Here is a 25,366-nt window from a genome sequence, read left to right on the forward strand (position 1 = left end):
GGGCTCAGCCGCCCACCACTCGGAACACTTCCCTCAGCGTCGTCGCTCCGGCGCGCGCGCGCTCCACGCCCGCGGCCAGCAGCGGCACCATTCCCTCGCGACGGGCAAGCTCCTGGATGCGGTCGCTGGGCACCTTCGCGTTGATGGCCTCGCGGATGGCGGGCGTGACGGCGAGCATCTCGTAGATGGCCGTGCGGCCCAGGTAGCCGCTGCCCTCGCAGCGCTCACAGCCCACCGGGCCGTAGAAGGTGCCGCGCTCGAGGCCCGCCGCGTCCAGCCGCACCGCGTCCTCGGGGGTGAGGGGCATCTCCGTCCGGCAGTGCGGACACAGCCCGCGCGCCAGCCGCTGCGAAAGCGTGGCGGCCGTCGCGGACGCGAGGAGGAAGGGCTCCACGCCCATCTCGATGAGGCGGTTGAACACGCCCGCGGCCGAGTTGGCGTGGATGGTGCTGAGCAGGAGGTGCCCGCTCATGCCCGCCTGGATGGCCGTGCGCGCCGTCTCCGGGTCGCGAATCTCGCCCACCATGATGACGTTGGGGTCCTGCCGCAGCACCGCGCGCAGGCCCTGAGCGAAGGTGAAACCCTGCTCGGCGTTGACCTGCGTCTGGGCGAACAGGGGCACGTCGAACTCGATGGGGTCCTCGATGGTGGCGATGCGCGTCAGCTCACCGCGCGTCTGCTGGATGTGGCCCAGCGAGGCGTACAGCGACGTCGTCTTGCCGCTGCCGGTGGCGCCCGCCACCAGGATGAGGCCCTGCGGCAACGCGAGCAGCCGCTGGTACTGCTCCAGCAGCGCCGGGGGGAACCCGAGCGCCGCGAGCTGGGGCAGCCGCACACCGGTGCGCGCGATGCGCAGCGCCACCGACTCGCCGTGGTTGGTGGGGAGGATGGAGACGCGGATGTCCGCCGGCCCGTCCTGCGTGGCGAGCGGGAAGTGTCCGTCCTGCGGCTTGTCGAGCTGGTACAGCGGGAGCCGCGAGAGGACCTTCACCCGGTTGATGAGCCGCGGGTGGTGCTCGCGCGGGAAGACGAGCACCTGCTCCAGCACCCCGTGCACGCGGAACGCGATGCGGGTGCCCGTCTCCAGGGGGTGGATGTGCACGTCGCTGGCGCCCGAGCGGATGGCCCCGTCCATCAACTGGTCCATGAAGCCGATGATGTCCGGCTCATTGCGGGCGGCCATGCCGCGCAGATGCCGCCCCAGCACCAGGAGCATCTCCCGCACGGCCCGGGCCCTGTCCTCGCCATCCGCCGCGAGCGGGGACAGCTCCGGCAGCTTCAGCGGAGGCGCGGCCACGCGGCGGGGCAGCGCGTCCACCGCCCGGGAGGCCACTCCCAGCACCAGCGCGAGGCCCACGCTCCCGAGGAGCAGCGGCGTCACCGCCACCTGGAGATAGAGCCCGCCCAGCTTCATCGCGGGCCCGGCGCCGAGCGAGGCATGCCTGTAGACCCAGGAGGCGAAACCGGCGACGAGCACCAGCCCCGCGACGGCCCACAGCACGCGGGCGGCTCGATTCATCGACACGCTCATTCCCCGGACGGTAGCACCGGGGAAGGGCCCCACTCTACCCGTGCAACCGGATGGCGCCATCCCGCACGAAATGTGAGAAGGCCCGCGACCTCCGGGGAGGTCACGGGCCTTCGGTGCCACGAGCGAGGCGGACGTTCAGTCCTTGACGGGCGTGGCCTTGAGGGCGGCCTTGCCCTCCTTCACGTACACCTGGAAGCGCACCGTCTTGCACGCGTACTTCTGGACGAGCTGCTCCTTGTTCTTGCGGAGCTTCTGCACGAACTTGTCGTACGTCAGGCCGTCGGCCGGCTCGCCGCACCGCTCGCGGGTGGTGACGAACTCGCGGAAGACCTCCTGGAAGTGCTGCTCCTCGGAGAGCGCCACCGCGGAGTTGCCCAGGCCCGGCAGCGGAATGGCGGCCTGGGGCGGCGCGGCGGTGCGCGGAGGCGGCATGGGAATGGCCTCCGACGTCGGCGGGCGGGCGCTGGCCTGGAGCAACTCGCGCGGAATCGCCGACACGCGCGTGGTCTCCGTGTTCTCCGGCGCCTGCGCGGCCGCCAGCGCGAACGGGTCCGCCGCCTGCTGCAGCGAATACGCCGCCGTGGGCTGGTCCTCGAAGGCGAACGCGCCGCGGCGCGGGGACGCCGGCGACAGGGGCTCGGCCGGCGGGAAGGACGCGGGGTCCGGCTCGAACGGCATGGCCGCCGCCGCGGTGAACGGCGCGGGCGGGGCCGCCGGAGGAGGCGCGGGGAACGGGAACGGCTCGGCGGAACCAAACGGGTCCGCCGAGGCGAACGGGTCCGCGGCCGGCGCCGGCACCGGGGGCGGCAGCGCGAACGGGTCTCCCACGGGCGCCTGGCCCGGCGGGGACATGGCGAACGGGTCCGCCGCGGGAGGAGGCGCCGGCATCGCGAACGGGTCCGCCGCGGGCGTCGGGGGCGGCGCCGGCATGGCGAACGGGTCCGCCACGGGAGGCGGCGCCGACGTCGCGAACGGGTCGCCCATGGGCGCGGAGGCGTGGGCCGCCGGCGGCGCGGCCTGCGGCTGCGGAGGCGTGGTGGCGGCCATGGCGGCCGACAGGCTCAGCGTGTCCGAGTTGCCCTTCACCTCGTCACCGCTGCTCCGGCCGGAGCCCATCAGCAGCGTCCACAGGAGCGTCAGGCCCAGCAGGCCCGCCAGGCCCATGAGCGCGTTCTGCTGGTAGGCGGCGAGCGCGCCCAGCACGGAGCGCGTGTCGGCCACGGCGAGCACCTCCAGCGGGGTGCCCTCCAGCGCGTGGCGGGAGCCCACCATCAGCGGGGCCTTGCCGCCCAGGAAGTCGCCATTCGTGAAGACGGGCAGCATCACCGGGCCCAGGGCCTGGAGATGACCGCTGCGCAGCACCACGCCCCCGGCGTTGGCCTGCACCTGCGCCAGCGAGCCCTCGGCCAGCGCCTTCTCCGCGCCGGCGGCGCCCACCACCGCGTCACCCTTCACCAGCGCGAGCGCCGGGACACCGGACGCCTGCGCCGCGGCCTCCAGCAGGCCCTCGTCCACCAGGGGGGCGCCCACCACCAGCGTCGCCAGCGGCTGCAGGCGCGAGTCGCCGCTCCACAGCAGGGGCACCGAAGCGAAGGCGTGCGGAGCGCCGAAGGCCTCCACCACCGTGCCGCCGGCCTTCGCCACCGCGGCCACGTCCAGCTTCGCGGTGTCCGAGGACGGCTCGCCGCCCGCGACGGCGTGGAACTGGACGTCCTGCGCCACCAGCGCCACCACCGCGCCCTTGAGCTCCTTGGGCAGCACCGCCTCGGCGGCGGCGCGCACCGCGGCGAAGCGCTCGGCGGTCAGCGGCTGCGGGCCGGAGGGCGCAGCGTCGTCGTCGGCGGGGCGGGCACGCGGGTTGCGCGGCGCGGGCGCGCGGGCCGGCTCCGGCCTCAGCGCGGCCACCGCGGAGGCCACGTCCTGCGAGGCGGCCAGCTTCAGCGCCAGCGACTGCACTTCGGCGCGGCGGGCGTCCACGCGGCGCGCCACCTCGGCGGCGCCCGCGGCGGCCTGAGACGTGGCTGCCGCCACGGCGCGCTCGCGCTGCGGTCCCGACAGCATCGGCAGATGAGCCAGGCCCAGTCCGATGACCAGCAAGGCGAAGACAAGGAACTTGAGGCGGACCATCGCCATCCTTTAGCCCGAGGGTGAAGGGTTCCGCTTATAGCGTTCACCGTTCAGAGCCAGCAAGATTCGGGCACCCGGACACGACAGGCCCGGCCGCCAGGTAGACAACCTGGAAAGCCGGGCCGTTACCGCCTCACCCCCTGACTAGTAGGTGGGCACGTCGACCGCCACGTCCTGGGGCAGGCCGTCCGTCTGCACCTCACGCCGTCTGTCTCGCGAGCGCTTGAGGGCGTTCTCCAGCCGGTCACGCGCCGCGTCGATGGCGGGGAACAGCGAGTCCGCCGTCTCCGTGACGTGCACCGAGGAGAGGCCGGGCATGCGCACCGTCACCCGGCACTCCTTGTCCACTCCGCCCTTGGGGCCATTGATGTCCACCAGCGAGATGTCGATCTCCGCCGCCTCGTCGTCCGCGAACCGCTCGATATGGCTCACCAGGTGCTCATCCACGTACGCCCGGAGGGCGTCCGTCAGGTCCAGGTGCACTCCACGCAGCAACACCTTCATGGCATCACCTCCGGGGCCAAAGATGGACAGCCTCGCGTCCGCCGGTGAGGGGGAAACTCCGTTGCTCCCCTGCCCTCCCAGCGGGGGGGCGGTGGAGCGCCCGCGGCCGACGGAGGACGTTTCAGCCCGACACGTGGGTTTCGCAGGCACATGGATGCCGCGCGAATCAAGGTCCTGCTGGTGGAGGATGATGGGGACAGCCGGGAGCTGCTGGCGGAGCTGCTGGAGGTGGATTTCGACGTCAGCACCGCTCCGGACGGGCTGGCCGGCCTGAGGGCTTTCGAGTCCGTGCACCCGGACGTGGTCGTCACCGACGAGTCGCTGCCGGGCATGCTCGGCACCGAGCTGGCCGCGAAGGTGAAGGAGCGCGAGCCGCGGGCCCGCGTCATCCTCGTCTCCGGCTACACGCAGGTGAAGGGGGCCGAGCACTGCGACGTGGTGCTGCGCAAGCCCATCGACGTGGAGCGGCTGAGCGCCACGGTCGGCCGGCTGGGTGACGAGGCACGCCACTGGGCGGGCGGCGGCGACGAAGCCCGCCACTGAACGATGCGTCTGGACGGGGGTGCGGCTCGCGGGGGCCGGACCTACCATGTCCCTCCAGACACCACGCGGGAGGGAGCGTCATGAAGTACTGCGCCAGGTGCGGCTCGGAGTACCAGGACAGCGTGCGGGAGTGCGCGGACTGTCCGGGCAACCCGCTCCTCGTGAGCGCGGAGGAGATGCGCGCCCGGGGCCTGCCGCTGCCCCACGAGATGGACAAGCGCGTCTTCGTGCGCGCGGCCACCGCGGAGGACCCGTTCACCGCGGAGGCCTTCGTGGGGGTGCTGCAGGAGGCAAACATCCCCGTGCTGGTGCGCGCCGGCCGCTCCGGGGTGGTGGACAAGCTGACCACGGGCAACCTGCTGCCCTGGTGGGAAATCCTGGTGCCCGAGGACCTGCGGGCCCGCGCGGTGCCCCTGCTGGAGCAGGAGCGCGTGCAGGAGCTGGCCACCACCGACGAGGCCGCCCGCGCCGCCGAGGAAGAGGAGCGGGAGACCGAGACGCCCCCCAGCCCTCCGCCCGCCCCCTGAGCAGCCGGGCAGCCGCGCTTCAGGGCGAGCGAACGGCGGTGCTGGTGCCGGCGCCTTCCGGCCGGCGCACCTCGAAGAGGCTGACGCCCGTCACCTTCCACTTCGCGTAGCGCGCGTTGCGGGCGAGGAACGTCTCCAAATCCTCGTCCACCACGCGGTTGTAGCCGCCACGCGAGGCATGGCGCAGGTACGTGCGCTTCTTGCGCTGCACCACGAAGCCCAGGTGCGTCACGCGGGTGGCCTTCAGCGGCAAATCCTCGCGCAGCACCACGAGGATGGTGCCGGAGGGGATGGAGCGCGCGTGCGCCATCACCTTCTCCAGCGGGAGCATGTTCAGCGGGTACGTGCCCACCGGACGCCGCTCCTTCGGAAGGCCCAGCGCCAGGGAGGAGCGGGACTGCCAGGTGAGCGGGGTGAGCGACTTGGTGACGGGCACCGAGTCCTCACCGGCGTAGCGCCGCGTCACGTCCACCAGGAAACCCTTGCGGATGTTGTTGGGCAGCCACTGCGCCTCCATGAGGTGGTTGCGGTCCTCATAGGAGGGCGTGCTGGCGTAGCGGAGGTTCTCCAGCAGCGGGGCCACGTCCGCCTCGCCGCGCGCCAGCCCCAGGGCCACGGACTGCTCCACGAAGGTGAGGCAGTCCACCGCGTCCAGGCGGAAGGTCGGGTCCGGGTCCACGCCCTGGCCCTCGCCCAGCGGGGACAGCACGTAGGGCGTGTTGATGAAGCGCTCGCTCATCCGCAGGAGGCGCTCGGCGACGGGCGCATCCGCGTCCTGGGCCACCAGCGCCGCCCGCTGCTCCGCGGACAGGCCCTCCCAGCCGTTGGGACGGCGCGGGGTGGCGGTGGCCGCCTGGGCGGACGCGGCGGGAGACTCGAGGAGGGAGTCCGCGCCCGGAGGCGCGGAATCCGTGGGGGGAGTCGGGGCCGCGGGCGCCTGGGACAAGAGCGCCGCGGCCAGCAGCGCGGCGGCCTTCATTTCGCGACACCCGCCTTGCGGAGGATGGCCTTGCGCCGGTCGTCGGCGAGCTGGAGCGTCTCCAGCTCCTTCTCGTACGTGAGCTTCTCCTCCCCCTTCGCGTTCCACGAGGCCAGCACGAGCCAGTCCAGCATGGAGGCGTCCCCGCCCTGGTAGAGGATGCGCGCGGCGCCGGCGGCCAGCGCGCGGTCCTTGTCCTCCAGCAGGGGCTTGAGCGCGGGGGCGGCCTTCTTCGCGCTGACGCCCTCGTACAGCTCCAGGCCCTGGCGGCGCACGAAGCGGTCCTGCGAGCCCAGCAGCTTGCCCGCGAAGGCGAAGCCGTCCGGCGAGCCCAGCCGGCACAGCCCGCGCGCCGCCGCGAAGCGGGAGCTCTCCGAGTCGCTCGTCAGGTATGCCTTGAGGGCGGGCATCTGCTTCGCGTCCCCGGTGTCTCCCACCGCGGTCAGCATGGCGGCACGCACCTCCAGCTCCTGCTCCAGCTTCGCCGCCTTCATCAGCGCGGCACCCATCTTCGGGTTGCGAGAGGCGCCCAGGGCCCGCGCCGCCTCCCGGCGCACCCCGCTGCTCTTGTCCTGCAACAGGGGCAGCAGCACCTGGGTGTTGCGGCTCTTCAGCCGGGCCAGGCCCTGCGCGGCGTACATGCGCACCGCGCTGTCGTCGTCGCCCGCGAGCCGCGCCAGCGTGGGCTCGGCCTCGCGCGTCTCCAGCCCGGCCAGGACGGCGGTGAGGTTGCGGCGCACCCGCTCGTCCAGCACCTTGCGCAGGGCGAGGGTGATTTCCTCGGCCGCGTAGGCCTCCTCACGCAGGAAGCGCAGGCGCGAGACGGCCGCGGGCACCGGGGCTCCCTCGAGGAGGCCCTCGATGACGGCTTCCGTCTCCGCGCGCCGCTGGCCACGCTTCGCGGCGGATGGAGGCGCGGAGAGGGCGAGGAGCGGGAGCAGCAGCGCGAGCAGCAGGACTGGGCGGACGGGCGGACGCACGGGGATGGAACGATGGCAAGCGCGGCGCCGGCCGTCAAAGTTCCGCCTCCATGCCCGGCCCCCCGGCCAGCGCGGTCTGCCCGATTCTTGACCCCCCAAGGGGCGATTGATACGACCGGCGGGTCCTACCCCTCATCTAGAGGCGCCACCCTATGAAGAAGCAGATGGTGCTGGTGGCGGTGGCGGGGGCGCTCGCCGCGTGCGGCCCCGTGAAGTCCACCGCGAACATCCTCGACGCCGAGGTGCAGATCCAGGCCGCGCGCACGGCCGGGGCCGACAAGCTCGCCCCGTTCGAGTGGACCGCCGCCAATCTGTACCTCGCCAAGGCACGCGAGGAGGTGGGCTACTCCGACTATCAGGCCGGCGTGGACTTCGCCGTGAAGGCCTCGCGCTACGCCAACGAGGCCCGTGAGAAGGCCATGGCCGCGGCTGGCGCCACCGAGCCCGGTGGCCGTCCCCAGAACCCGTGACGCCCAAACCCGTGACGCCCGAGCGCTCTCCGATGAAGCGTCCCTCTCTCGCCGCGCTGCTTCCCCTGCTTCTCTCCGTCGCCTGTGTCAGCGGCAGCAAGATTCGCGCTGACACGGAGGTGCTCGCGGCGGACGTGGAGCGTGCCCGCCGTGGCGGCGCCCTCCGCTGCGCCCCGGTGGAGCTGGCCACCGCCGAGGCCCACCTCGACTTCGCCCGGGGCGAGCTGAGCCAGGGCAACAGCGGCCGCGCCTCGCAGCACGTGCGCACCGCGGACACCGCGGTGGACCGCGCGCTGGAGCTGTCCAAGAGCTGCGGCCCGCGCCAGGTGCTCGTCCGTGAGCGCCCCGAGCCCCAGCAGCCCACCCAGCCGCAGCAGCCCACCCAGCCGCAGCAGCCGCAGCCGCCCCAGGTCGTGGTCCGCATCGAGGAGACGGACAACGACGGCGACGGCACGCTGGACAAGGACGACCCCTGCCCCGACCAGGCCGAGGACAAGGACGGCTTCCAGGACGAGGACGGCTGCCCCGAGGCCGACAACGACAACGACGGCGTGCTGGACGGCAACGACAAGTGCCCGCTCAACCCCGGCGTGCTGGAGAACCAGGGCTGCCCGCAGGAGGCGCCGAAGGACCGCGACGGCGACGGCATCTTCGACCCGGACGACAAGTGCGTCGACCAGGGCGAGGACAAGGACGGCTTCCAGGACGAGGACGGCTGCGCCGAGCTGGACAACGACCAGGACGGCCTCGTGGACAGCGTGGACAAGTGCCCCAACGAGACGGGCCCGGTGCAGAACGTGGGCTGCCCCATCCTCGACAAGGACGGCGACGGCCTGAACGACCCGCAGGACAAGTGCCCGGACGAGCCGGAGGACAAGGACAACTTCGCGGACGACGACGGCTGCCCGGACCTGGACAACGACAGCGACGGCCTGCCGGATGGTCAGGACAAGTGCCCGCTGGAGTCCGGCCCCGCGGAGAACGGCGGCTGCGCGGACAAGGACGCGGACAATGACGGCGTCGTCGACCGGCTGGATGCGTGCCCGGACCAGCCCGGCGTGAAGGAGGAGCGCGGCTGCGCCAAGCAGTACAAGATGGTCGTCATCAAGAAGGACCGGATTGAAATCAAGAAGCAGATCACCTTCGGGTCCGGCTCGGCGAAGATCATCGGCAAGCAGAGCTTCGCCATCCTGGATGACGTGGCCCAGGCGATGCGGGACGCCCCGTGGATCAAGAAGATCCGCATCGAGGGCCACACCGACTCGCTGGGCAAGGACGCGTCCAACCTGCGGCTGTCGCAGAAGCGCGCGGACTCGGTGATGGCGCAGCTCATCCGCCGTGGCATCGACCCGGGCCGCCTGGAGGCGGTGGGCTTCGGTGAGACGCGGCCCATCGGCCCGAACAACACCAAGGCCGGCCGCGCGATGAACCGCCGCACCGAGTTCAACGTCGTCGAGCAGTAGGCCACCCCGCCCCGGCCCACCCAGGCCGGGGCCCACGGGCTGAAAAGCGAAGCGCCTCCGCGGGCCCGGCCCACGGAGGCGCTGTCGTTTCAGGGGGCCTCACCGGGCCGCGGCGCGAGGCAGCGCCCTTCAGCCGTCCTTGAGCAGCTCGTGGAGGACCTCGGTGGCGTACGCGCCCCGGGGCAGCTCGAAGGTGAGCCACAGGTCCTCGCCCTCCGGCGCCAGCTCGGGCGAGCCCAGGCGGACGCGGTAGGGCCTGCGCCCTCCTTCCGTCTCGCCTCCGCCGCGCTTGAAGTCGTCCAGGGTGACGCCCTCCGCGGCCAGCAGCCGGGCCTCGGCCTCGGCCACCTCTCCGGCGGCGGCCGGAATCTTCGGGCCGAAGAGGGGCCCGGCCGGGCTCACCTCGAAGGCGGCCACGCGCGGGCCGTCCACCTCCGGCGCCTCGCAGACGAAGAGGCCGCCCGTCTCCTCCTTGCGCAGCACGTCCCCGCGCAGCGCGGCAGCCAGCGTGCCCGCGCGCAGGCGCTCGGCCAGGGCCCGGTTGAAGAGGCGGGACTGGAAGGCGGACAGGTACAGCTTGCGCTGGAAGCGGTCCGGCCGCTTCGGCAGCCGCTGGCCCAGCACCAGCAGCCGGCCCAGGTCCGCATTGTCTCCCGCGCGGCCGAAGCGCTGCTCGCCGAAGTAGTTGGGCAGGCCCCGGTCCACCAGCCGGGAGAAGGACTCGCGCGCGGCGCCCACGTCCCGCACGCCACGCAGGCGCAGGCGGAAGCGGTTGCCACGGAGGTGCCCGGTGCGGAGCTTGTTGCCGTGCCGCTTCGTCCACAGGACGCTGACGCCGTCCAGGGCGAAGTCCCCCACCTTCGCCTCCGCGCGCGCGGGCACGGAGATGAGCTGCCGGGTGACGGCCTGCCGGTCCTTCATCCCCGCCACGCCGATGTCGTCCTCGGACACGCCCAGCGCCGAGGCCAGCGCGCGCACCACCTCGCGGGTGTCCCGGCCGCGCTTCTCCAGCCAGAGGTAGAGGTGCTCGCCCTCGCCGGACGGCGCGTAGGCGGGAATCTCCTCCACCTCGAAGTCCTCGGGCACCAGCTTGAACGCGCCGCCGCACCCGGGCACGTCCGCCGTCAGCCGCGGAAGCTCAATATCCGTCACGGCGCCTCGAGCGTGGCCAGCAGTTCCTTCACGCGGCGGGCGAGGTCCTCGTCCGCGCGCGACTCCAGCAGCTCTCCGGCCTGGAAGAGCAGGAAGAACATCACGTCGCTGAGCGCCTGCTTGAAGGACGCCAGCGGCTCGCTGCCGAGCTGCGAGCGGTGCCGCTCGAAGCCCTCAATCAGCTTGCCCTCCGGCAGGCTGCCGTCCGCCGCGAAGGCCAGCCCCTCCAGCACCGGCGAGGACGAGAGGGCCTGTCCGGACAGCGCGGCGTTGGCGGCGGCGATGAACTCGCGGTCCATGCCCTGCTTGGCCACCTCGTCGCGAATCTCGCGGAAGATGAAGTTGAAGACACGCGCCACCGGGCGGGGGTCCACCGCCGGGACGGCGCGGGTGGGCGGGCTGGCCGGCGTGGCGGACACGGGCACCTGCTGCCGCGGCACGGGGGTGGGCGCGGTGGCGGCGGGCACCATCAACGGCTTGTCCGTCACCGACGCGAAGCCGCCTTCCAGCAGCCGGAACACCACCTTGGTGATGTCGAACTCGGACAGGCGGGCCGCGTGGCCCAGCTCCAGGATGGTGCGCCGGCCGTCGAGCATGGCCAGCACCCGGTCCTCGTCCTCCTCCAGCTTCCCGTCCGAGGGGCGCTTGCGCGCCACGTACAGCCGCCCGTGGGGGATGCGCTTTCGGAAGTGCGCCAGCTCGTCGATCTTCCGGATGCTGTCCATCAGCAGGCTCTGCGTGGACAGCTGGATGATGTGGCCCGTCTTCTCGTCCACCGGCTGGTCCACGAGGAAGAAGCTCCCCTCGCGGCACAGGACGATGGCGTGGAAGATTTCGCTCACCTGGTGGGTGACGCACTTGAAGAGGTCATGCGCCTGCAAGAGCCCCTTCTCCACCAGCGCGCGGCCCACCTTGGAGGGCGGCTGCTCGCGCAGCGCGGCCTCCACCTGGGCGCGCTCCACGTAGCCCAGGCGCACCAGCACCTCGCCCAGCCGGTCCGCCGGGTCGTCGGAGGAGGCGCCCCGCACCTCGCCCTCGCGGAAGGTGATGGAGCGCTCGCCGCTGGGCGAGCTGACGCGGATGACGCCGCTCCAGCGCGACTGGCTGAGGAAGGCGATGAGGTCGGACAGCGGAAAGCCGCCGGCGTCCCCGGACATCACCACGCGCGGCGCGGGGATGGAGCCGCCCGCCGCGGGGGTGCGCGAGAAGACCAGCAGGTCGGGCGCCGTCGGCATCAGCGCGTACGTCCCGGAGCGGCCCGACAGCGGCGACGGGCCGTGGCGATCCTCGGGGACGAGCTGGGGCCCGTCGATGCGGAAGCGCGGCATCATCCCGCCGTCAGTCGGAGGCCCATGCGTTGTTGTTCGTGCGCCACTCGACCTCGTCCTCCAGGCTGTGCGTGAGCAGTTCCTCCTGGATGAAGGCGAGGTCGACGGGGCGCCCGTTGAAGTACACCGACGGCGTGCCGGTGATGCCGGCCGCCCGGCCCTGGTTGCGGAAGCCCTCCAGCTCCTGCTTGTAGGCGTCCGACTTGAGCACCGCGGCCAGCTTGTCGCCGTCCAGGCCCAGCCCCCTGGCCAGCGCGGGCAGCGCCTCCGGCTTCAGGTTCTCCTGGTGCTCGAAGAGGGCGTCGTGCATCTGCCAGAACTTCCCCTGGTCCCTCGCCCACAGCGCCGCCTGGGCGGCGGGCACCGCGTTGGCGTGGTTGGACAGCGGGAAGGGCAGGTAGCAGAAGCGCACCTGCTGTGCGTTCTTCCTCGCGAAGGCCTCCAGCACCGGGCGGGCCTTGGCGCAGTAGGGACACTCGAAGTCGGAGAACTCGACCACCGTCACCGGGGCGCCGGCGCTGCCGGTGCACATGCGCTCGTCCACCTTGAACTGCGCCCGCGGCTGCCGGAAGGCGGCGTAGTACTGGGACAGCGAGACGATGACCTCGGTGGCGGGGCTGCCGTCGGACACCATGCGCGCGGCCAGCCGGGCCATGCGCTTTCCGTGCCGGCAGCCGGTGTGCTGCTTCACGCAGGCGCCCAGCGTGTGGGGGCAGCCGCAGTAGCAGAACTCGTCGCTCATCACCGTGGCCAGCTCGCGCCGGGCCACCGGGGACAGCGAGGAGAAGTCCATGCCTGGAATTCCGCTCAGGACGGCGGCGGGGTCCGTGGGCGCCGCGGTGGCGGCGGCGGGAGGAGGCGTCGGAGCCGCCTGGGGGGCGGCGGGAGCGGGGGCGGCCGGCGCCTTGGAGGCGGCGGGGGTGGCACCCTCGGGGCTCTTGCAGCCCGGCCCCGTCAGGACGGCGGCGGCCAGCAGGGGAACGACACGCTTCCAGCAGGAAAGGAGCACGCGGCGGGTCTTAGCCACGCGCGCGGGGCTTGTAAAGGAACGCCAGCCTTGGCAGGGAAGCCCCCCTGCTCATATGCCCAGAGTCCTGCTGCTGCATACCGGGGGCACGCTCGGAATGGCCGGTGGCCGGCCCTCCGCCCTGCGCCCCGCGGCCTTCTTCCAGACGCTCAAGTCCCGCGTCCCGGAGCTGTTCCGGCTGGCCGACATCGAGCTGGAGCTGTTCTGCAACCTCGACAGCTCGGAGATGCAGCCGGAGCTGTGGAGCCGCATGGCCGCCCACCTCCACAAGCGCCTGCCCCACTTCGACGGGGCCGTGGTGACCCATGGGACGGACACGCTCGCCTACACGGCCAGCGCCCTCTCCTTCATGTTGCGCAACCTGCCCTGCCCGGTGGTGCTGACGGGCTCGCAGCGGCCGCTGGGGGAAATCCGCTCGGACGCGCGGCTCAACCTCATCGACGCCGTCCTCTCCGCGCTCCAGGGGCCGCGCGAGGTCACCATCTGCTTCGACTCGCACCTGTACCGGGGCAACCGCACGCGCAAGGTGAAGGTGGCGGAGTACGACGCCTTCGAGAGCCCCAACTGCCCCGTGCTGGGGACGCTGGGCGTGGACGCCACCTTCGAGCCGGGCCTCAAGCCTCGCGGCGCCTTCCGCCTCTACGAGAAGCTGGACCCGCGCGTCTTCCTCCTGAAGGTGTACCCGGGGCTGGACCCCGCCCTGCCGCTGCAGCTGCTCCCCCACATCCGGGGGCTGGTGCTGGAGGCGTACGGGGCCGGCAACTTCCCCATCACCCCGGAGCTCGGGCGCTCGCTGCGCCCCCTCTTCACCCAGGCCCGGGAGCGCGGGGTGCCGGTGGTGGTGGTGAGCGAGGCGTACCGCAACGGCGTGGACCTCTCCCTCTATGAGTCCGGCGCGGCGGCGCTGGAGGCGGGGGCGGTGGGCGGCGCGGACATGACCCCCTCGGCGGCGCTGGTGAAGCTGATGCAGGGGCTGGCGTACCACCCCCACTCGCAGGAGGCCCTGGCGCGCTTCATCCGAACGCCGGTGGCCGGGGAGCTGACCGTCGGACGGCCGACAGTCCCCCCGCCCGCCCCCACCCGGCGCCGTCCCGCGCGGCGGGTGCGGGTGGCGTGACGGACGGTGGTGGAGAGAAGGCCGAGGGCAGCATGCTTGCCCAGGCGAAAAGGCGGCCCGTAAGATGGGTGGTGCGATGTCCGAGGAGAAAACTTCCGTCCATTCCATTGCGGACCTGCTGGGCAGCGCCCAGCAGCAGAGCGCGTACCTGATTGTCATCAGCGCCAAGTCCGCCGCGGGCATCGGGCGGATGTTCAAGCTGGACCGCTCGGAGGTCGTCCTGGGGCGCAGCTCCGAGGCGCAGTTCCAGGTGGAGGACGACGGCATCTCGCGCAAGCACGCCAAGGTGGTGGCGCTGGGTGACGGCCGCTTCCAGCTGGTGGACCTGGCGAGCACCAACGGGACGTACCTCAACGGCCTGAAGGTCAACGCCGCGCCGCTCTACGACGGCGACAAGATCCAGATCGGCTCCAACACCGTCCTCAAGTTCTCCATCCAGGACGCGCTGGAGGAGCAGTACCAGCGCAGCATCTACGAGTCCGCCACGCGTGACGGCCTCACCCGCGTCTACAACAAGAAGTACTTCCTGGAGACGGTGCGCAAGGAGTTCAGCTACTGCCTGCGCCACCGGGTGCCGCTGTCGCTGGTCCTCTTCGACGTGGACCACTTCAAGAAAATCAACGACGCGTATGGCCACCCGGCGGGCGACTACGTGCTGACCCGCATCGCCCAGCGCGTGAGCGACACCGTCCGCACCGAGGACCTGCTGGCGCGCTACGGCGGCGAGGAGTTCGCGCTGATGCTGCGTGAGTCCGCGGAGGACCAGGCCCTGGCCTGCGCCGAGCGCTGCCGCTACGCGGTGGACAAGGCCGACTTCGTCTTCGGCGGCACGCCCATCAAGGTCACCATCAGCCTGGGCGTGGCCACCCTGCTGGACTCGGACTTCTCCCAGCCCGAGGACCTCATCGCGGCGGCGGACAAGTACCTGTACCGGGCCAAGCGCGCGGGCCGCAACCGCGTGGACGCCAAGGCCGTCAGCGGCATCTGACGCCCTCCCCTCCTCTACAGGCTGAAGCCGAGCCGGCGCAGCCCCTCGCGCGACACGTGCTGCACGTGGGTGTCCGAATCCCTGGCCGCCGCGTCGGACAGGGCGGCGGCGGCGTGAGGACCGCCAATGCGGCCCAGCGCCTGCGCCGCGGCCACGCGCACGTCGGCCACCGGGTCCTCGCGCAGGCAGGTGGCCAGCCCCTTCACGTGGGGGGCGCGGCCAATGTGCTCCAGCGCCCGGGCGGCGGCGGCGCGCACCACCGGGTGCTCCGAGCCGAGCAGCCCCGCGGCTTCGTCCCCCCGGGAGGACTGGCGCTGGCTGGCCACCACCTCCAGCGCGGCGGCCACCACCTCCGGCGACGGGTCCTCCAGCGCGCGGACGGCGGCGCCCACCACCACCTCCGGGTGCCGGGAGGCCAGGGCCCCCAGCGCGCGCAGCGCGCCGGCCCGCACCGGCGCCTCCGCGTCATTCAGGTAGGCCGCCAGCGAGCCCACGCGCTCTCGCGAGCCCTCGTCACAGTCCACCAGCTGCGCCAGCGCGTCGCCGCGCAGGGCGGCGGGCAGCGCCCTGTCCCCGGCCGCGCTCAGGAGGAAGGCGGCGCAGCCCTTCTCCCGCGCCATGGCCTCCAGCCAGGGACGGGCCGCGGCGGCATCCCCCGCCTCCAGGCGGCGCTCCGCGGCCAGCCGCGTCGCCAGCCCCTCCGCCTGGGCCAGCGCCCGGGCGGCGTCGCGGCGCACGGCGCGGTCCGTGTCTCCCAGCGCGCGCTCCAGCTCCCGCCGCGCCAGCGGCCCGTACACCCGAAGGGACAGCACCGCCTTGCGGCGCTGGAGGGGGTCCGCCACCGCCAGCGCCGGCTGCAGCGCCTCCAGCTCGTGCGAGTACACGGCGAAGAGCCGGTTGATGCGCGCCTCGTCCGCCGGCCGCGCCTCGTCCAGGAGCAGGCGTCCCACGGAGGTGCCCTTGCGCTCGGCCACGGCCTTGAGGGCACCGGCGATGATTTCGTCCGTGGACTCCGGCCGGGACTCCATGGCGTCCAGCACCACCCGCGCGGGCCGCCGGCCCAGGAAGCCCGACAGGTGGAGGAGCGCCGCGCCCCGCACCGGCACCTCCTCCGCGTACAGCTCCACCTCCAGCGCCTTGCGGATGGCGTCGCGGCGGGCCCATACCCGCGCCGCCGCGTCCGGCCCCCGGGGGCCCGCTCCCTTCAGGAAGTCCGCGGAGGACTGGCCCGCCTCCGCGGCGGCGCGGGCGGCGGTGAGGCACGCGTCCAGGTCGGCGGAGGCGGGTGTGGAGGCCACCCACTCCGCCAGGAGGCGGCGCTCGGTGGTGCCGCGGAGCTTCGCGTCCATGCGCACCGCGGCCCACCGCACCCGCCAGTCCGCATCCTTCCGGGCGGAGGCGAGCGCCTCACGGGGCGCCGGCCTCATGCCCTCCAGGGCGGACACCCAGGCGTCCACGCGCCCTCCCGACAGGCAGGCCCCACAGGCCCTCGCGCGTTGAGCGGAGCCCACCACGTGCCGCTGGCAGGACATCCAGCAGTCCTTCGCCCCGGAGCCGGCGCTCTGGCCGGTCGCCAGGAGCACCACCAGGAGGAGGGCAGGGCTCACGAGGCGGCCACTCTAGTCCAACAGCACCAGGTTTCCCCCCAGCACCCTTGCGTTTTCCCGGGCGCTGGGCCATACCCGCTGCCCCTTTTGAAGTACACCCACATCCACGCACGGCGGAAGGAGGTGACAGTATGCCCGGTATCCGAGTCAAGGAAGGAGAGTCCATCGAGAGCGCCCTCAAGCGCTTCAAGAAGGCCACCGAGAAGGCTGGAATCCTCTCTGAGATCCGCAAGCGCGAGCACTACGAGAAGCCTTCCGTCAAGCGGAAGAAGAAGGCCCTCGCGGCCAAGAAGCGCGCGGTGAAGAAGGCCCGCAAGTCGTTCTAACGCGAGGCCCGTGCGCGGAGCCGGGGCGCCGTCAGGTGCCCTGGCTCCCGTCGTCCAGTCCCCGAACACACTTTCCACAGCGGAGTCGCGACATGGCCACCCTGAAGGAGCGGATCGACGCGGACCTGAAGGACGCGATGCGGTCCAAGAACGAGCTCACCACCAGCGTGCTGCGCATGCTCAAGAGCGCGGTGAAGTACAAGGAAGTCGAGCCGGGCGCCTCCGCCCTCGACGACGCGGGCATCCAGTCCGTCATCACCGGCCTCATCAAGCAGCGCCGCGACTCCATCGACCAGTTCAAGTCCGGCGGCCGGCCCGAGCTGGCGGACAAGGAGGAGGCGGAGATTGGCGTCCTCCAGAACTACCTCCCCAAGCAGCTCACCGCCGAGGAGCTGACCGCCGCCGTCCAGGCCGCCATCGCCGAGGTGGGCGCCAAGGGCCCCAAGGACATGGGCGCCGTCATGAAGAACCTCAACCCCAAGCTCCAGGGCAAGGCCGAGGGCCGCGCCATCTCCGAGGCCGTCAAGGCGGAGCTCGCCAAGCTGTCCTGAGCCGCTCCAGCCTCGGTGCCCCTGCCGGCGCTGTCGGGAAACCGGCGGCGCCGTTGCATTTGGGGCCGTCGAGGGGGCGGAAACTTGCCCCCCCGGCCCCCCGTCATTAAGTGCCTGAGCAGGCCCCAACCGCGCCCCCGCCCCCGCCGGCGGCAAGGCAGCGCCCAGGAGCCCCAGGAGTCCGTGCCGTGCCCCTCCCCACCCCGCGAGCTTCCCGCTTCCCTTCCGCCCCACGCGTGGGACGGATCCGGCGGGTCGTCTGCCCGGCGGAGGACGTCAGCCTGGGCCGCGATGATGTCAGGCATGGGCCCACCTCTGCGTGGGCGAGGGGGTGGCAGCCGTGATTCCGGAGCACAAAATCCAGGAGGTCCTCGAGCGGGTGGACCTCGTCGCCCTCATCGGGCGCCACGTGGAATTGAAGAAGGCCGGGCGTGAGTGGAAGGGCCGCTGTCCCTTCCACCAGGAGAAGACGCCCTCCTTCTACGTGGTGCCGGAGAAGCGCTTCTACTTCTGCCATGGCTGCCGCGCGAGCGGCGACGCGGTGTCCTTCGTCCAGCGCTACCTGGGGAAGACCTTCGTCGACGCGGTGAAGGACCTGGCGCAGGAACTGGGCATCGACGTCCAGGGCGAGGAAGACCCGGGAGTCCGCGAGCGCCAGCGCATCAAGGAGGCCACGGACTTCGCCGCCGAGCACTTCCGTGCCCTGCTGTGGCAGCAGGACGAGGGCCGCGCCGCGCGCGCCTACGTGGCCAGCCGGGGTGTCTCCGAGGAGACGGCCATGGCCTTCGGGCTGGGCTGGGCCCCCAACGCGTGGACCCTCCTGGCGGACCGCTTCCAGAAGCAGGGCATGCTGGAGTGGGGGCAGCAGGCGGGCCTCGTCACGCCCCGCAACAGCGGGGACGGCTACATCGACTTCTTCCGGGGCCGGCTCATCATCCCCATCCGCTCCCCGGAGGGCCGCGCCATCGCCTTCGGCGGCCGGCTGGTGGGCTCGGATGACGGGCCCAAGTACCTGAACTCGCGCGAGTCCCGCATCTACAACAAGAGCGAGACGCTCTTCGGGATGAACCAGGCGCGCGACGAGATTCACAAGCGCAAGGCCGCCATCCTGGTGGAGGGCTACTTCGACTGCATTGGCCTGTACCAGGTGGGAGTCCGCAACTCCGTGGCCCTGTGCTCCACCAACCTGACGCCCGGCCACCTCCAGGTGCTGCGGCGCGTGGAGGCGAAGCGGCTCTTCCTGCTGCTGGACGGAGACAAGGCCGGCCTCGCCGCCGTCGAGCGGCTGGCCGGCCCCCTGCTCGCAGCGGGAGCGGACGCCCGGGTGGCCTTGCTTCCACAGGGGGATGACCCGGACACTTTCGCGCGACGCGAGGGTTTGGAAGGTGTGGAGCGGCTGCTCGAGAGCGCGCAGCCGCTCACCACCCACCTGTTCACGACCGTCCTCCCCGACGGCACTCGGTCCCCCTTCGAGGAGAAGATGGCGGCGCTGGACCGGCTCAAGCCGATGATTGCCCAGGTTCCCCCGGGACTGGTGCGCAAGGACCTCTTCGAGGCCCTGGCCACCTGGTTCGGCTGGACGGCGGCCATCGTGGACGAGTCCCTCCGCAACCTGCGCCCCAAGCCCGGCCCCACCGCCGCCCCCGCCTCGCAGCCCGCGGGCCCCGCCCGGCAGCCTGCCCGCCCCCCCGAGAAGGCGCCCCCCTGGCTGGAGACCCTCTATGTGGCCTCCGTCCTGAGGGACTCGCGCCTCCTGGCCCGCGACACCTTCCGCGTGTGTGACGAACTGTCCCACATGGGCCTGCGCATGGCGCTCGCCCATGCGACCTCCGGGCATGGGACGGAGGACGCGCTCTACGAGGCGTCGGACGCCGTGAAGCGCGCCGTCGAGGAGGCGTGGCGCCAGCTCCCCGAGCCGGGAATGGTGCTTGAGCAGGACTTCTCGAACATCTGCCGGGAAATCATGGTGCGGCGCATTGACGAACGGCTCATTTATATAAGACGGGCGACGGAGCAGACGGCGGGGGCGTTCGACCTGACAGAGGAGACGCGCCAGCTCCTGGCGGAGCGCGTGGAACTGTTGGCCCTCAAGAAGCGTGTCCTGGAGGAGCTCAAGCCCGGCTCCTCGGGAACAAAGGCGCCCATGCAACCGGTTTGAGTTCGCGTTTGTAAGAAACCCTGACTTTGCGATAGATCGGCCGGCTCGCCCCTGGCCTACAAGCCCCTGAATTTCTTAAGGAGAAGTACCCGAATGCCGACGCAGAAGCCCTCGAAGGCGTCCGTGAAGCCCACCAAGAAGAAGGTGGATCCGGTGATCCGCAAGAAGAAGGCGCCCGAGAGCACCGCGTCCGCGGCGAAGGGGAAGGCGAGCGCCGAGGAGCAGGAGGCGGTCTCCGCGAAGAACGTGGTCGCCGAGGCCACGGAGAAGCTCAAGAAGAAGAAGGGTGTCGCCCCCGCCATGGCGGACGACGTGGACCCCGAGGAGGCCGCGGAGGAAGCCGCCGCCGCCGTCCAGGTGGACCCCGACGCCGTCGAGGACGACATCGAGGAGGATCCGGTCGCCGAGCGCAAGGAGGTCAAGGACCTGCTCGCCGCGGGCCGTGAGAAGGGCTTCCTCACCTACGACGAGGTGAACGACGCGCTCCCCGCCGACATCGTGTCGTCCGATCAGATCGACGACGTGATGAGCATGTTCGGCGACAACGACATCGAGATCGTCGACGCCCAGAAGGCCGCCCAGAACAACGAGATCAAGCCCACCGTCACCGTCGAGGAGGAGAAGGAAGACGCCGACGAGGACGAGAAGGACGAGGACGACGAGCCGGGCGGCAAGTCGAACGACCCGGTGCGCCTGTACCTGCGCAAGATGGGCAGCGTCAGCCTGCTCACGCGCGAGGGCGAGGTCGAAATCGCCAAGCGCATCGAGGAGGGTGAGAAGGAAGTCCTGCGCGCGCTGCTCGCCTGCAAGGTGGCCGTGGAGGAGATCCTCGACATCGGCAACAAGCTGAAGACGGCCAAGCTGCGCGTGCGCGACGTCATCAAGGACGCGCCGGAAGAGTCCCAGTCCGAGGGCGGCGACGACGCTCCCGAGGAGGGCGCCGAGGGCGATGCCCCGCAGCAGCTCGCGCAGAGCGAGCTGAACAAGATCGAGCAGATCTGCAAGCAGATCGAGCGCTTCCGCAAGTTCGCCAAGGACTGCGAGGTGCTGGAGGAGGAGCTCGCCTCCAAGAAGAAGCTGACCGAGGTCCGCAAGAAGGAGCTGAAGCAGGAGATGAAGGACCTCCGGACCAAGATGATGGAGGTCCTGGAGGAGATGCGGCTCAACAAGAAGCAGGTGGACCGCATCGTCATCAACCTGAAGGCCCTCATCGAGCGCGTGGACAAGGCCGAGGACGAGCTCCGGGATTTGGAGCGCCGCTACGGCATCTCCATGAAGGAGCTCCGCCCGCAGCTCAAGGAGTCGCGGGAGAACCCCAACATCGGCAAGAAGCTGCAGAAGCAGCTCAACCTCACGCCCGAGCAACTCGAGGTCCTGGACCGCGACGTGCGCACGGCGGTGCGGAAGATCAAGAAGGTGGAGGAAGAGGCCAACCTCCCCGTCGAGGCGCTGCGCCGCAACTACGACGCCATCCGCCTGGGTGAGCGCCGCGCCGAGCGCGCCAAGAGCGAGCTGGTGGAGGCCAACCTGCGCCTCGTGGTGTCCATCGCGAAGAAGTACACGAACCGCGGCCTGCAGTTCCTGGACCTCATCCAGGAGGGCAACATCGGCCTGATGAAGGCGGTGGACAAGTTCGAGTACAAGCGCGGCTACAAGTTCTCCACGTACGCCACGTGGTGGATCCGCCAGGCCATTACCCGCGCCATCGCCGATCAGGCCCGCACCATCCGCATCCCGGTGCACATGATCGAGACCATCAACAAGCTCATCCGCACCAGCCGCTACCTCGTGCAGGAGATTGGCCGCGAGCCGACGCCGGAGGAGATTGCCGAGAAGATGGAGCTGCCGCTCGACAAGGTCCGCAAGGTCCTCAAGATTGCCAAGGAGCCCATCTCCCTCGAGACGCCGATTGGCGAGGAAGAGGACAGCCACCTGGGCGACTTCATCGAGGACAAGAGCCTCGTGTCGCCGGCGGACGCGGTCATCAACATGAACCTGGCGGAGCAGACCCGCAAGGTGCTGGCCACGCTGACGCCGCGTGAGGAGAAGGTCCTCCGCATGCGCTTCGGCATCGGCGAGAAGAGCGACCACACGCTGGAAGAGGTGGGCCAGGACTTCGAGGTGACGCGCGAGCGCATCCGTCAGATCGAGGCCAAGGCGCTGCGCAAGCTGCGCCACCCCAGCCGCTCCAAGCGCCTGCGCTCCTTCGTGGAGAGCTGAACAGCGCCTGAAGGCGTGCCCGAGGCCCCCGCTCCCCTTCGTGGACCGGGGGCCTTCGTGTTTCTAGAGTCCGGGGCGTGGCGCTCCGAGCGAAGAAGAAGCCCCTGGCGAAGTCGAAGCCCCTGTCAAAGAGCGGGCCCGAGAAGCGCCCGCCCTTCTCCGAGGCGGTGCGGCGCGCGGTGCGGGCGATTCCGCGCGGGCAGGTGCGCTCGTACGCGCAGGTGGCGCTCTACGCGGGGCGGCCCGGCGCGGCGCGGGGCGTGGGAATGGAGCTGAGGGACTTACCCACGCACCACGAGGTGCCCTGGTGGCGCGTCATCCGCTCGGATGGGACACTGGCGCCCTTCGTCGCCTACGAGCAGGCCCGGCGCCTGCGCTCGGAGGGCGTGGAGGTGCAGCAGCGCGGCGAGCGGTTCCGCGTGAAGGAGGACGGCGACGAGCGGGGGTGACGGCCGCCCCGCCCGGGAGGCCTCCTCGCATCCGAGGGGAGCGCCCCCCCGGCCCTCTTGCCAGCGGCGCACACGGAGGGTTATTCACCCGGACGCGGTGACTGTTGCGTGTTCTTGGGGGCCCTTAGCTCAGCGGTTAGAGCTGTCGGCTCATAACCGATTGGTCCCTGGTTCGAATCCAGGAGGGCCCACTCCCCTTAACCCCGCCCAGCGCTTCGGGAATCTTCTCCAAGGCGCTGGAGCGGGGGCTGCCTCCGCCGAACTCCGCACCACCGGCGCACCAGGCGGGCCGCCCACGGCCGGCGGGAGCATCTAGGCAAGAAGCTCCTCGGTTGGCTGGAAGCTGAGCACCTCCAGTCCCGCGCACATATCCGCGACATCTGGGTGGCCACCGCCCCGACGGAGAGAGTCCACTTCAGGATGTTTCGAAACATGTTTCACCCACTCGTGAGGAGTTATCCGGGTGAAACGAATCGACGCTTGAAGCTGTTTATCCCTGTTCAGGCCCCAGGGATGAGGCGGCGGTCCGTCAATGAACAGACACGGCTGACTCGAGACCGTCCAGCGGGTTCGCCTGCCAACCGACCTGCTGGTTGAGCTGGTGGGTCGCGACCGCCGCCGCTCGCCCGAGCATCCCGGTGTAGGTGGGAAACGAGAATGGGACTCGCGCCAGCTCCGCGACCCGCATCCGCGCCGCGATGGCGATTGCCGCCGCCTGCGCTGTCTCCGCGGCCCGCTCGCCGACGATATGGCACCCCAGGATGGTGCCCGAGCGCGCGACGACGAGCTTGCAGAAGCCCGTCGTCCTCCCATCGATGAGGGTGCGGGTGGCCGCGTCGCAGTGAACCGTCGCCACGATGACATCGTGGGTCTCGCGGGCGTTCGCTTCGGTCAATCCCACCTGCGCATACTCGGGGTCCGTGAAGCTGGCGATGGGGTTCACGGAGTATTCACTCGTCAGGCTGGCGCCGAGCACGGCATTCGTCGCGGCGACGAAGCCGTCCTGCATCGCCGGGGGGACCAGCATTCGCCGGCCAGTGACGTCGCCCGCGGCGAAGATGTGGTGGGCAGAGGTCCGGAGCTGGTCGTCCACGGCGATGAAGCCGCGAGCAGAGGTGTCGACCCCCGCGTCTGCCAGATTCAACCCCGCGACGTCCGCAGCCCAGCCAATCGCAACGACCGCGAGAGCCGCCTCCGCTCGCTCTCGTCCGCGAGCACGGGTGAAGTTCATCTGGACGCCGTCCCGTATCCGCTCGAACGAGTCGATGGTGCCAAAGCCCTCGCGCACGTCGATGCCCGCCTCGAGCAGCGCGGCCCTGACGGCCTCGGCCACGTCCTCGTCCTCGGTGCGCAGGATCCGAGGGCCCGCCTCGAAGAGCTGGACGCGCGAGCCGAAGGCGTTGAAGACCGATGCCAGCTGCACCCCGGTGGCTCCACCGCCGACGACCAGGAGTGAAGGCGGGACGCGGGTCAGGCTCCACGCATCGCTGTGGGTGGCCGTCAGCTCGGCGCCTGGAACCGGGAGCGGGCGGCTGATTCCTCCGGCGCAGATGATGAACCTGTCCGCCCGCAGCCGCTGGCCGCTCTCTGTCTCGAGGGTGTGCTCGTCGAGAAAGCGCGCGGTGCCTGCCTTCTCGAGCACCGTGACTCCAAGGCCCTCGAGCTGCTCCCGAAGGACCGAGTGTGCGCGCACGTCGCGGACGACCTCTTGCACCCGGCCGAGCAGGTGGCCGTAGTCCAGCCGTGGCGTCCCCGTCTCGATTCCATACCGGTGACATTGGCGGACCTCTCGCATCAGCCGGGCCGCATGGGCGAGCGTCCGCACCGGAACAGGTCCGTCATTGGCTGCCATGCCGCCATATTCAGCGCGGGTGACGAGCGTCGTTCGTGCTCCCAGGACGGCGGCACGCAGCGCCGCCGCCAGTCCCGCCGGCCCGGCGCCAATGATCAACACATCCATCGCCAGCTCCTCCTAGGTACGCAGGTCTCCGAGCCAACGCAGGGCCTGGAGCCCCGGCATGAAGGCGTATTCACCGCCGCGCGTGGTGACGAAGCGCTGCAGGCCAGTCAGGCGGCGGCGAATCGGGCGGTGGGGAATCGAGAACTCACCCGTGCCATCATGGGTTCCGGCGATGGGGTCCTTCGTGTGTCCCCCGCCGAAGAAGGTGCCCTCGTTCATCCATTCCGACTGCACGAACTCGAACTGGCGTCCGAGGTGCGCGCCGACGAAGGCGAACATCAGCCCTCGCTCGGCACCGTCGTCTTCGAGGACTCCCTCGGGCAGAGGGGGGCCGTAGGACGTGCCCCGCCGGAGCATCCGATGCAGGCTGACGACGCCAGCGACAGGGGCGTCGCGCGGGTTCGCTCGCCGGATGTGCGAGCCGGCCGGGGTCTTGTACCCAATCGCATCGTCTTCCTGGAACAGGAAGTCGTTGTTGCGCCGGGGGTCGCCGCCGAGCTCGGGGTCATCGTGAAAGGGGCACCTCGCGAGGGGCGCACCACTGCGCCAGCGCCCCATCATCTTCGCGGCGAGCCACTCTTCCTCCCCGGCCTTCGAGGCGTTGGCTTTCAGGTACTGGCGGAACCGCGCCACATCCTGGTGGAGCTTGCGGAAGGCGACGTAGGTGCCATTGCGGCCCAGGGCTTCGGGGACCGGCGCGGGAGGAAGTCCCCCCGTTTCGTCCGGGTAACCGAGCACGAATTCGCCCGCCTTGAGGGGGCGCTCGTGTGGGTTGGAGCCAGGAACGGCCGAGCCTTCGATTCCCGGAAAGCTGATTCCATCCTTGAACCCAAAGGCCTCCCTGCCGGTGGCCAGGGAGTGACAATCCTGGCGCCAGAGTGCGCGGATGCCGGGCTGGTCCTGGTAGGCACGGCGTGCACGCTCCAGCGCGCGCTCGAGTTGCTCCGTTTCCGGAGCGAGCGCGACCAGGATGACGTGAACCTTCCGGCTCCCCAGGGGCGCTTCCCAATGTTCGGGGCTGCTGGCGCCGGTATCTCCCAGCACCCCTGCCCGCGCCGCCATGCCCTGCCGGAACTCCCACGCGAAGCTGGCGAGCGACTCCTCGGGGACGCCAAGCGCCTCGAGTCCGGAGTAGGTGAGCGCGACGCTCACCCACGTATCTCCCGCGGGGCTCGTCAGGTGCTCGGCCGAAGCGACGACTTCACTCAGCCGTCTCATGAGCGCGCGTCCCGCGGCAGGGTCTTCGATTTGCAGCAGGATGTAGGTCGCGGCGTAGGGGGAGGGGCGCGCACTCAGGATTCCGCTCTGGATGTTCTCCAACTCGAGCGAGCTACCGTTGCTTCCGCCCATGGCTGCCCC

The 25,366-nt window shown here is 71.1% G+C and carries 22 protein-coding genes and 1 tRNA gene; 12 read left to right on the plus strand and 11 right to left on the minus strand.

The features are described 5' to 3' along the window. Positions 1-4 precede the first annotated feature (4 nt). From K8638_RS09330 to hpf, 3 genes are all read right to left on the minus strand, one after another. On the minus strand, positions 5-1,519 hold the full coding sequence (locus K8638_RS09330) for a GspE/PulE family protein (RefSeq protein ID WP_223754099.1): 1,515 nt from the start codon (positions 1,517-1,519) through the stop codon (positions 5-7). A 147-nt stretch (positions 1,520-1,666) separates the two neighbouring features. Continuing rightward, a complete protein-coding gene (locus K8638_RS09335; protein ID WP_223754372.1) occupies positions 1,667-3,658 on the minus strand; it encodes an MXAN_5187 family protein in 1,992 nt (663 codons plus the stop codon). Positions 3,659-3,802: 144 nt separating this feature from the next. Beyond that, positions 3,803-4,162, minus strand: a complete 360-nt coding sequence (gene hpf, locus K8638_RS09340; RefSeq protein ID WP_223754100.1) for a ribosome hibernation-promoting factor, HPF/YfiA family — start codon at positions 4,160-4,162, stop codon at positions 3,803-3,805. Positions 4,163-4,312: 150 nt separating this feature from the next. Here hpf and K8638_RS09345 point away from each other — a divergent pair, with 150 nt between their 5' ends. Both K8638_RS09345 and K8638_RS09350 read left to right on the plus strand, forming a co-directional pair. Beyond that, positions 4,313-4,705, plus strand: coding sequence for a response regulator (locus tag K8638_RS09345; RefSeq protein ID WP_223754101.1), 393 nt, complete (start codon positions 4,313-4,315; stop codon positions 4,703-4,705). Positions 4,706-4,785: 80 nt separating this feature from the next. Next, positions 4,786-5,232 (plus strand): DUF2007 domain-containing protein, encoded by a 447-nt coding sequence (locus tag K8638_RS09350; protein WP_223754102.1) that lies wholly within the window; start codon positions 4,786-4,788, stop codon positions 5,230-5,232. Between the two features lie 19 nt (positions 5,233-5,251). Here K8638_RS09350 and K8638_RS09355 read toward each other — a convergent pair whose 3' ends face one another. Together K8638_RS09355 and K8638_RS09360 are read right to left on the minus strand one after the other, a co-directional pair. After that, positions 5,252-6,211, minus strand: a complete 960-nt coding sequence (locus K8638_RS09355; protein ID WP_223754103.1) for an N-acetylmuramoyl-L-alanine amidase-like domain-containing protein — start codon at positions 6,209-6,211, stop codon at positions 5,252-5,254. After that, positions 6,208-7,191: a HEAT repeat domain-containing protein gene (locus K8638_RS09360; protein WP_223754104.1), complete on the minus strand. Its 984-nt coding sequence runs from the start codon at positions 7,189-7,191 to the stop codon at positions 6,208-6,210. The genes K8638_RS09355 and K8638_RS09360 overlap by 4 nt, the downstream gene beginning before the upstream one ends. Positions 7,192-7,343: 152 nt before the next feature. On the opposite strand from K8638_RS09360, the gene K8638_RS09365 reads away from it, so the two are divergent. Then, positions 7,344-7,661: a DUF4398 domain-containing protein gene (locus K8638_RS09365; RefSeq protein WP_223754105.1), complete on the plus strand. Its 318-nt coding sequence runs from the start codon at positions 7,344-7,346 to the stop codon at positions 7,659-7,661. A 32-nt stretch (positions 7,662-7,693) separates the two neighbouring features. Continuing rightward, on the plus strand, positions 7,694-9,124 hold the full coding sequence (locus tag K8638_RS09370) for an OmpA family protein (protein ID WP_223754106.1): 1,431 nt from the start codon (positions 7,694-7,696) through the stop codon (positions 9,122-9,124). Positions 9,125-9,253: 129 nt separating this feature from the next. On the opposite strand, the gene truD is transcribed toward K8638_RS09370, so the two are convergent. Genes truD through K8638_RS09385 form a run of 3 tightly spaced genes read right to left on the minus strand, consistent with a single transcriptional unit; the run spans position 9,254 to position 12,613 of the window. Next, positions 9,254-10,276, minus strand: coding sequence for a tRNA pseudouridine(13) synthase TruD (gene truD / locus K8638_RS09375; RefSeq protein WP_223754107.1), 1,023 nt, complete (start codon positions 10,274-10,276; stop codon positions 9,254-9,256). Then, on the minus strand, positions 10,273-11,607 hold the full coding sequence (locus tag K8638_RS09380) for a DUF4388 domain-containing protein (RefSeq protein WP_223754108.1): 1,335 nt from the start codon (positions 11,605-11,607) through the stop codon (positions 10,273-10,275). Before K8638_RS09380 ends, truD begins: the two co-directional genes overlap by 4 nt. Positions 11,608-11,614: 7 nt before the next feature. Beyond that, complete coding sequence (locus K8638_RS09385; protein ID WP_370643946.1) at positions 11,615-12,613, minus strand: DsbA family protein; 999 nt, start codon at positions 12,611-12,613, stop codon at positions 11,615-11,617. A 73-nt stretch (positions 12,614-12,686) separates the two neighbouring features. Between K8638_RS09385 and K8638_RS09390 the strand changes: the two genes are divergently transcribed. Next, complete coding sequence (locus tag K8638_RS09390; protein ID WP_223754110.1) at positions 12,687-13,748, plus strand: asparaginase; 1,062 nt, start codon at positions 12,687-12,689, stop codon at positions 13,746-13,748. A 76-nt stretch (positions 13,749-13,824) separates the two neighbouring features. Continuing rightward, on the plus strand, positions 13,825-14,736 hold the full coding sequence (locus K8638_RS09395; protein ID WP_223754111.1) for a GGDEF domain-containing protein: 912 nt from the start codon (positions 13,825-13,827) through the stop codon (positions 14,734-14,736). 14 nt (positions 14,737-14,750) lie between these two features. On the opposite strand, the gene K8638_RS09400 is transcribed toward K8638_RS09395, so the two are convergent. Then, entirely contained in the window at positions 14,751-16,343 is a 1,593-nt protein-coding gene (locus K8638_RS09400) for a HEAT repeat domain-containing protein (RefSeq protein ID WP_223754112.1), read from the minus strand. 131 nt (positions 16,344-16,474) lie between these two features. Here K8638_RS09400 and rpsU point away from each other — a divergent pair, with 131 nt between their 5' ends. From rpsU to K8638_RS09430, 6 genes are all read left to right on the plus strand, one after another. Then, positions 16,475-16,669, plus strand: a complete 195-nt coding sequence (rpsU, locus tag K8638_RS09405; protein WP_002614080.1) for a 30S ribosomal protein S21 — start codon at positions 16,475-16,477, stop codon at positions 16,667-16,669. Positions 16,670-16,761: 92 nt separating this feature from the next. Next, entirely contained in the window at positions 16,762-17,220 is a 459-nt protein-coding gene (locus K8638_RS09410; RefSeq protein ID WP_223754113.1) for a GatB/YqeY domain-containing protein, read from the plus strand. A 340-nt stretch (positions 17,221-17,560) separates the two neighbouring features. Further along, complete coding sequence (dnaG, locus tag K8638_RS09415; RefSeq protein WP_223754114.1) at positions 17,561-19,378, plus strand: DNA primase; 1,818 nt, start codon at positions 17,561-17,563, stop codon at positions 19,376-19,378. A 93-nt stretch (positions 19,379-19,471) separates the two neighbouring features. Next, positions 19,472-21,598, plus strand: coding sequence for an RNA polymerase sigma factor RpoD (rpoD, locus tag K8638_RS09420; RefSeq protein ID WP_223754115.1), 2,127 nt, complete (start codon positions 19,472-19,474; stop codon positions 21,596-21,598). Positions 21,599-21,675: 77 nt separating this feature from the next. Beyond that, positions 21,676-22,047, plus strand: a complete 372-nt coding sequence (locus K8638_RS09425; RefSeq protein ID WP_223754116.1) for an MGMT family protein — start codon at positions 21,676-21,678, stop codon at positions 22,045-22,047. 118 nt (positions 22,048-22,165) lie between these two features. After that, positions 22,166-22,238 (plus strand) — tRNA-Ile (locus K8638_RS09430). Positions 22,239-22,576: 338 nt separating this feature from the next. Here the strand turns inward: K8638_RS09430 and K8638_RS09435 are convergent. Next, positions 22,577-24,007, minus strand: coding sequence for an NAD(P)/FAD-dependent oxidoreductase (locus K8638_RS09435; protein ID WP_223754117.1), 1,431 nt, complete (start codon positions 24,005-24,007; stop codon positions 22,577-22,579). Between the two features lie 12 nt (positions 24,008-24,019). Then, a complete protein-coding gene (locus K8638_RS09440; protein ID WP_223754118.1) occupies positions 24,020-25,357 on the minus strand; it encodes a Dyp-type peroxidase in 1,338 nt (445 codons plus the stop codon). Positions 25,358-25,366 lie beyond the last annotated feature (9 nt).

This window comes from Myxococcus sp. RHSTA-1-4, from assembly GCF_020037125.1.
GTDB lineage: Bacteria > Myxococcota > Myxococcia > Myxococcales > Myxococcaceae > Myxococcus.

Coding starts and splice junctions, on each gene's coding strand:
- K8638_RS09350 (WP_223754102.1), top strand. CDS start 4,786: ATGAAGTACTGCGCCAGGTGCGGCTCGGAGTACCAGGACAGCGTGCGG.
- K8638_RS09410 (WP_223754113.1), top strand. CDS start 16,762: ATGGCCACCCTGAAGGAGCGGATCGACGCGGACCTGAAGGACGCGATG.
- K8638_RS09355 (WP_223754103.1), bottom strand. CDS start 6,211: ATGAAGGCCGCCGCGCTGCTGGCCGCGGCGCTCTTGTCCCAGGCGCCC.
- K8638_RS09435 (WP_223754117.1), bottom strand. CDS start 24,007: ATGGATGTGTTGATCATTGGCGCCGGGCCGGCGGGACTGGCGGCGGCG.
- rpoD (WP_223754115.1), top strand. CDS start 19,472: ATGCCGACGCAGAAGCCCTCGAAGGCGTCCGTGAAGCCCACCAAGAAG.
- hpf (WP_223754100.1), bottom strand. CDS start 4,162: ATGAAGGTGTTGCTGCGTGGAGTGCACCTGGACCTGACGGACGCCCTC.
- K8638_RS09365 (WP_223754105.1), top strand. CDS start 7,344: ATGAAGAAGCAGATGGTGCTGGTGGCGGTGGCGGGGGCGCTCGCCGCG.
- K8638_RS09345 (WP_223754101.1), top strand. CDS start 4,313: ATGGATGCCGCGCGAATCAAGGTCCTGCTGGTGGAGGATGATGGGGAC.
- K8638_RS09380 (WP_223754108.1), bottom strand. CDS start 11,607: ATGATGCCGCGCTTCCGCATCGACGGGCCCCAGCTCGTCCCCGAGGAT.
- K8638_RS09335 (WP_223754372.1), bottom strand. CDS start 3,658: ATGGTCCGCCTCAAGTTCCTTGTCTTCGCCTTGCTGGTCATCGGACTG.
- rpsU (WP_002614080.1), top strand. CDS start 16,475: ATGCCCGGTATCCGAGTCAAGGAAGGAGAGTCCATCGAGAGCGCCCTC.
- K8638_RS09390 (WP_223754110.1), top strand. CDS start 12,687: ATGCCCAGAGTCCTGCTGCTGCATACCGGGGGCACGCTCGGAATGGCC.
- K8638_RS09330 (WP_223754099.1), bottom strand. CDS start 1,519: ATGAATCGAGCCGCCCGCGTGCTGTGGGCCGTCGCGGGGCTGGTGCTC.
- K8638_RS09440 (WP_223754118.1), bottom strand. CDS start 25,357: ATGGGCGGAAGCAACGGTAGCTCGCTCGAGTTGGAGAACATCCAGAGC.
- K8638_RS09370 (WP_223754106.1), top strand. CDS start 7,694: ATGAAGCGTCCCTCTCTCGCCGCGCTGCTTCCCCTGCTTCTCTCCGTC.
- K8638_RS09395 (WP_223754111.1), top strand. CDS start 13,825: ATGTCCGAGGAGAAAACTTCCGTCCATTCCATTGCGGACCTGCTGGGC.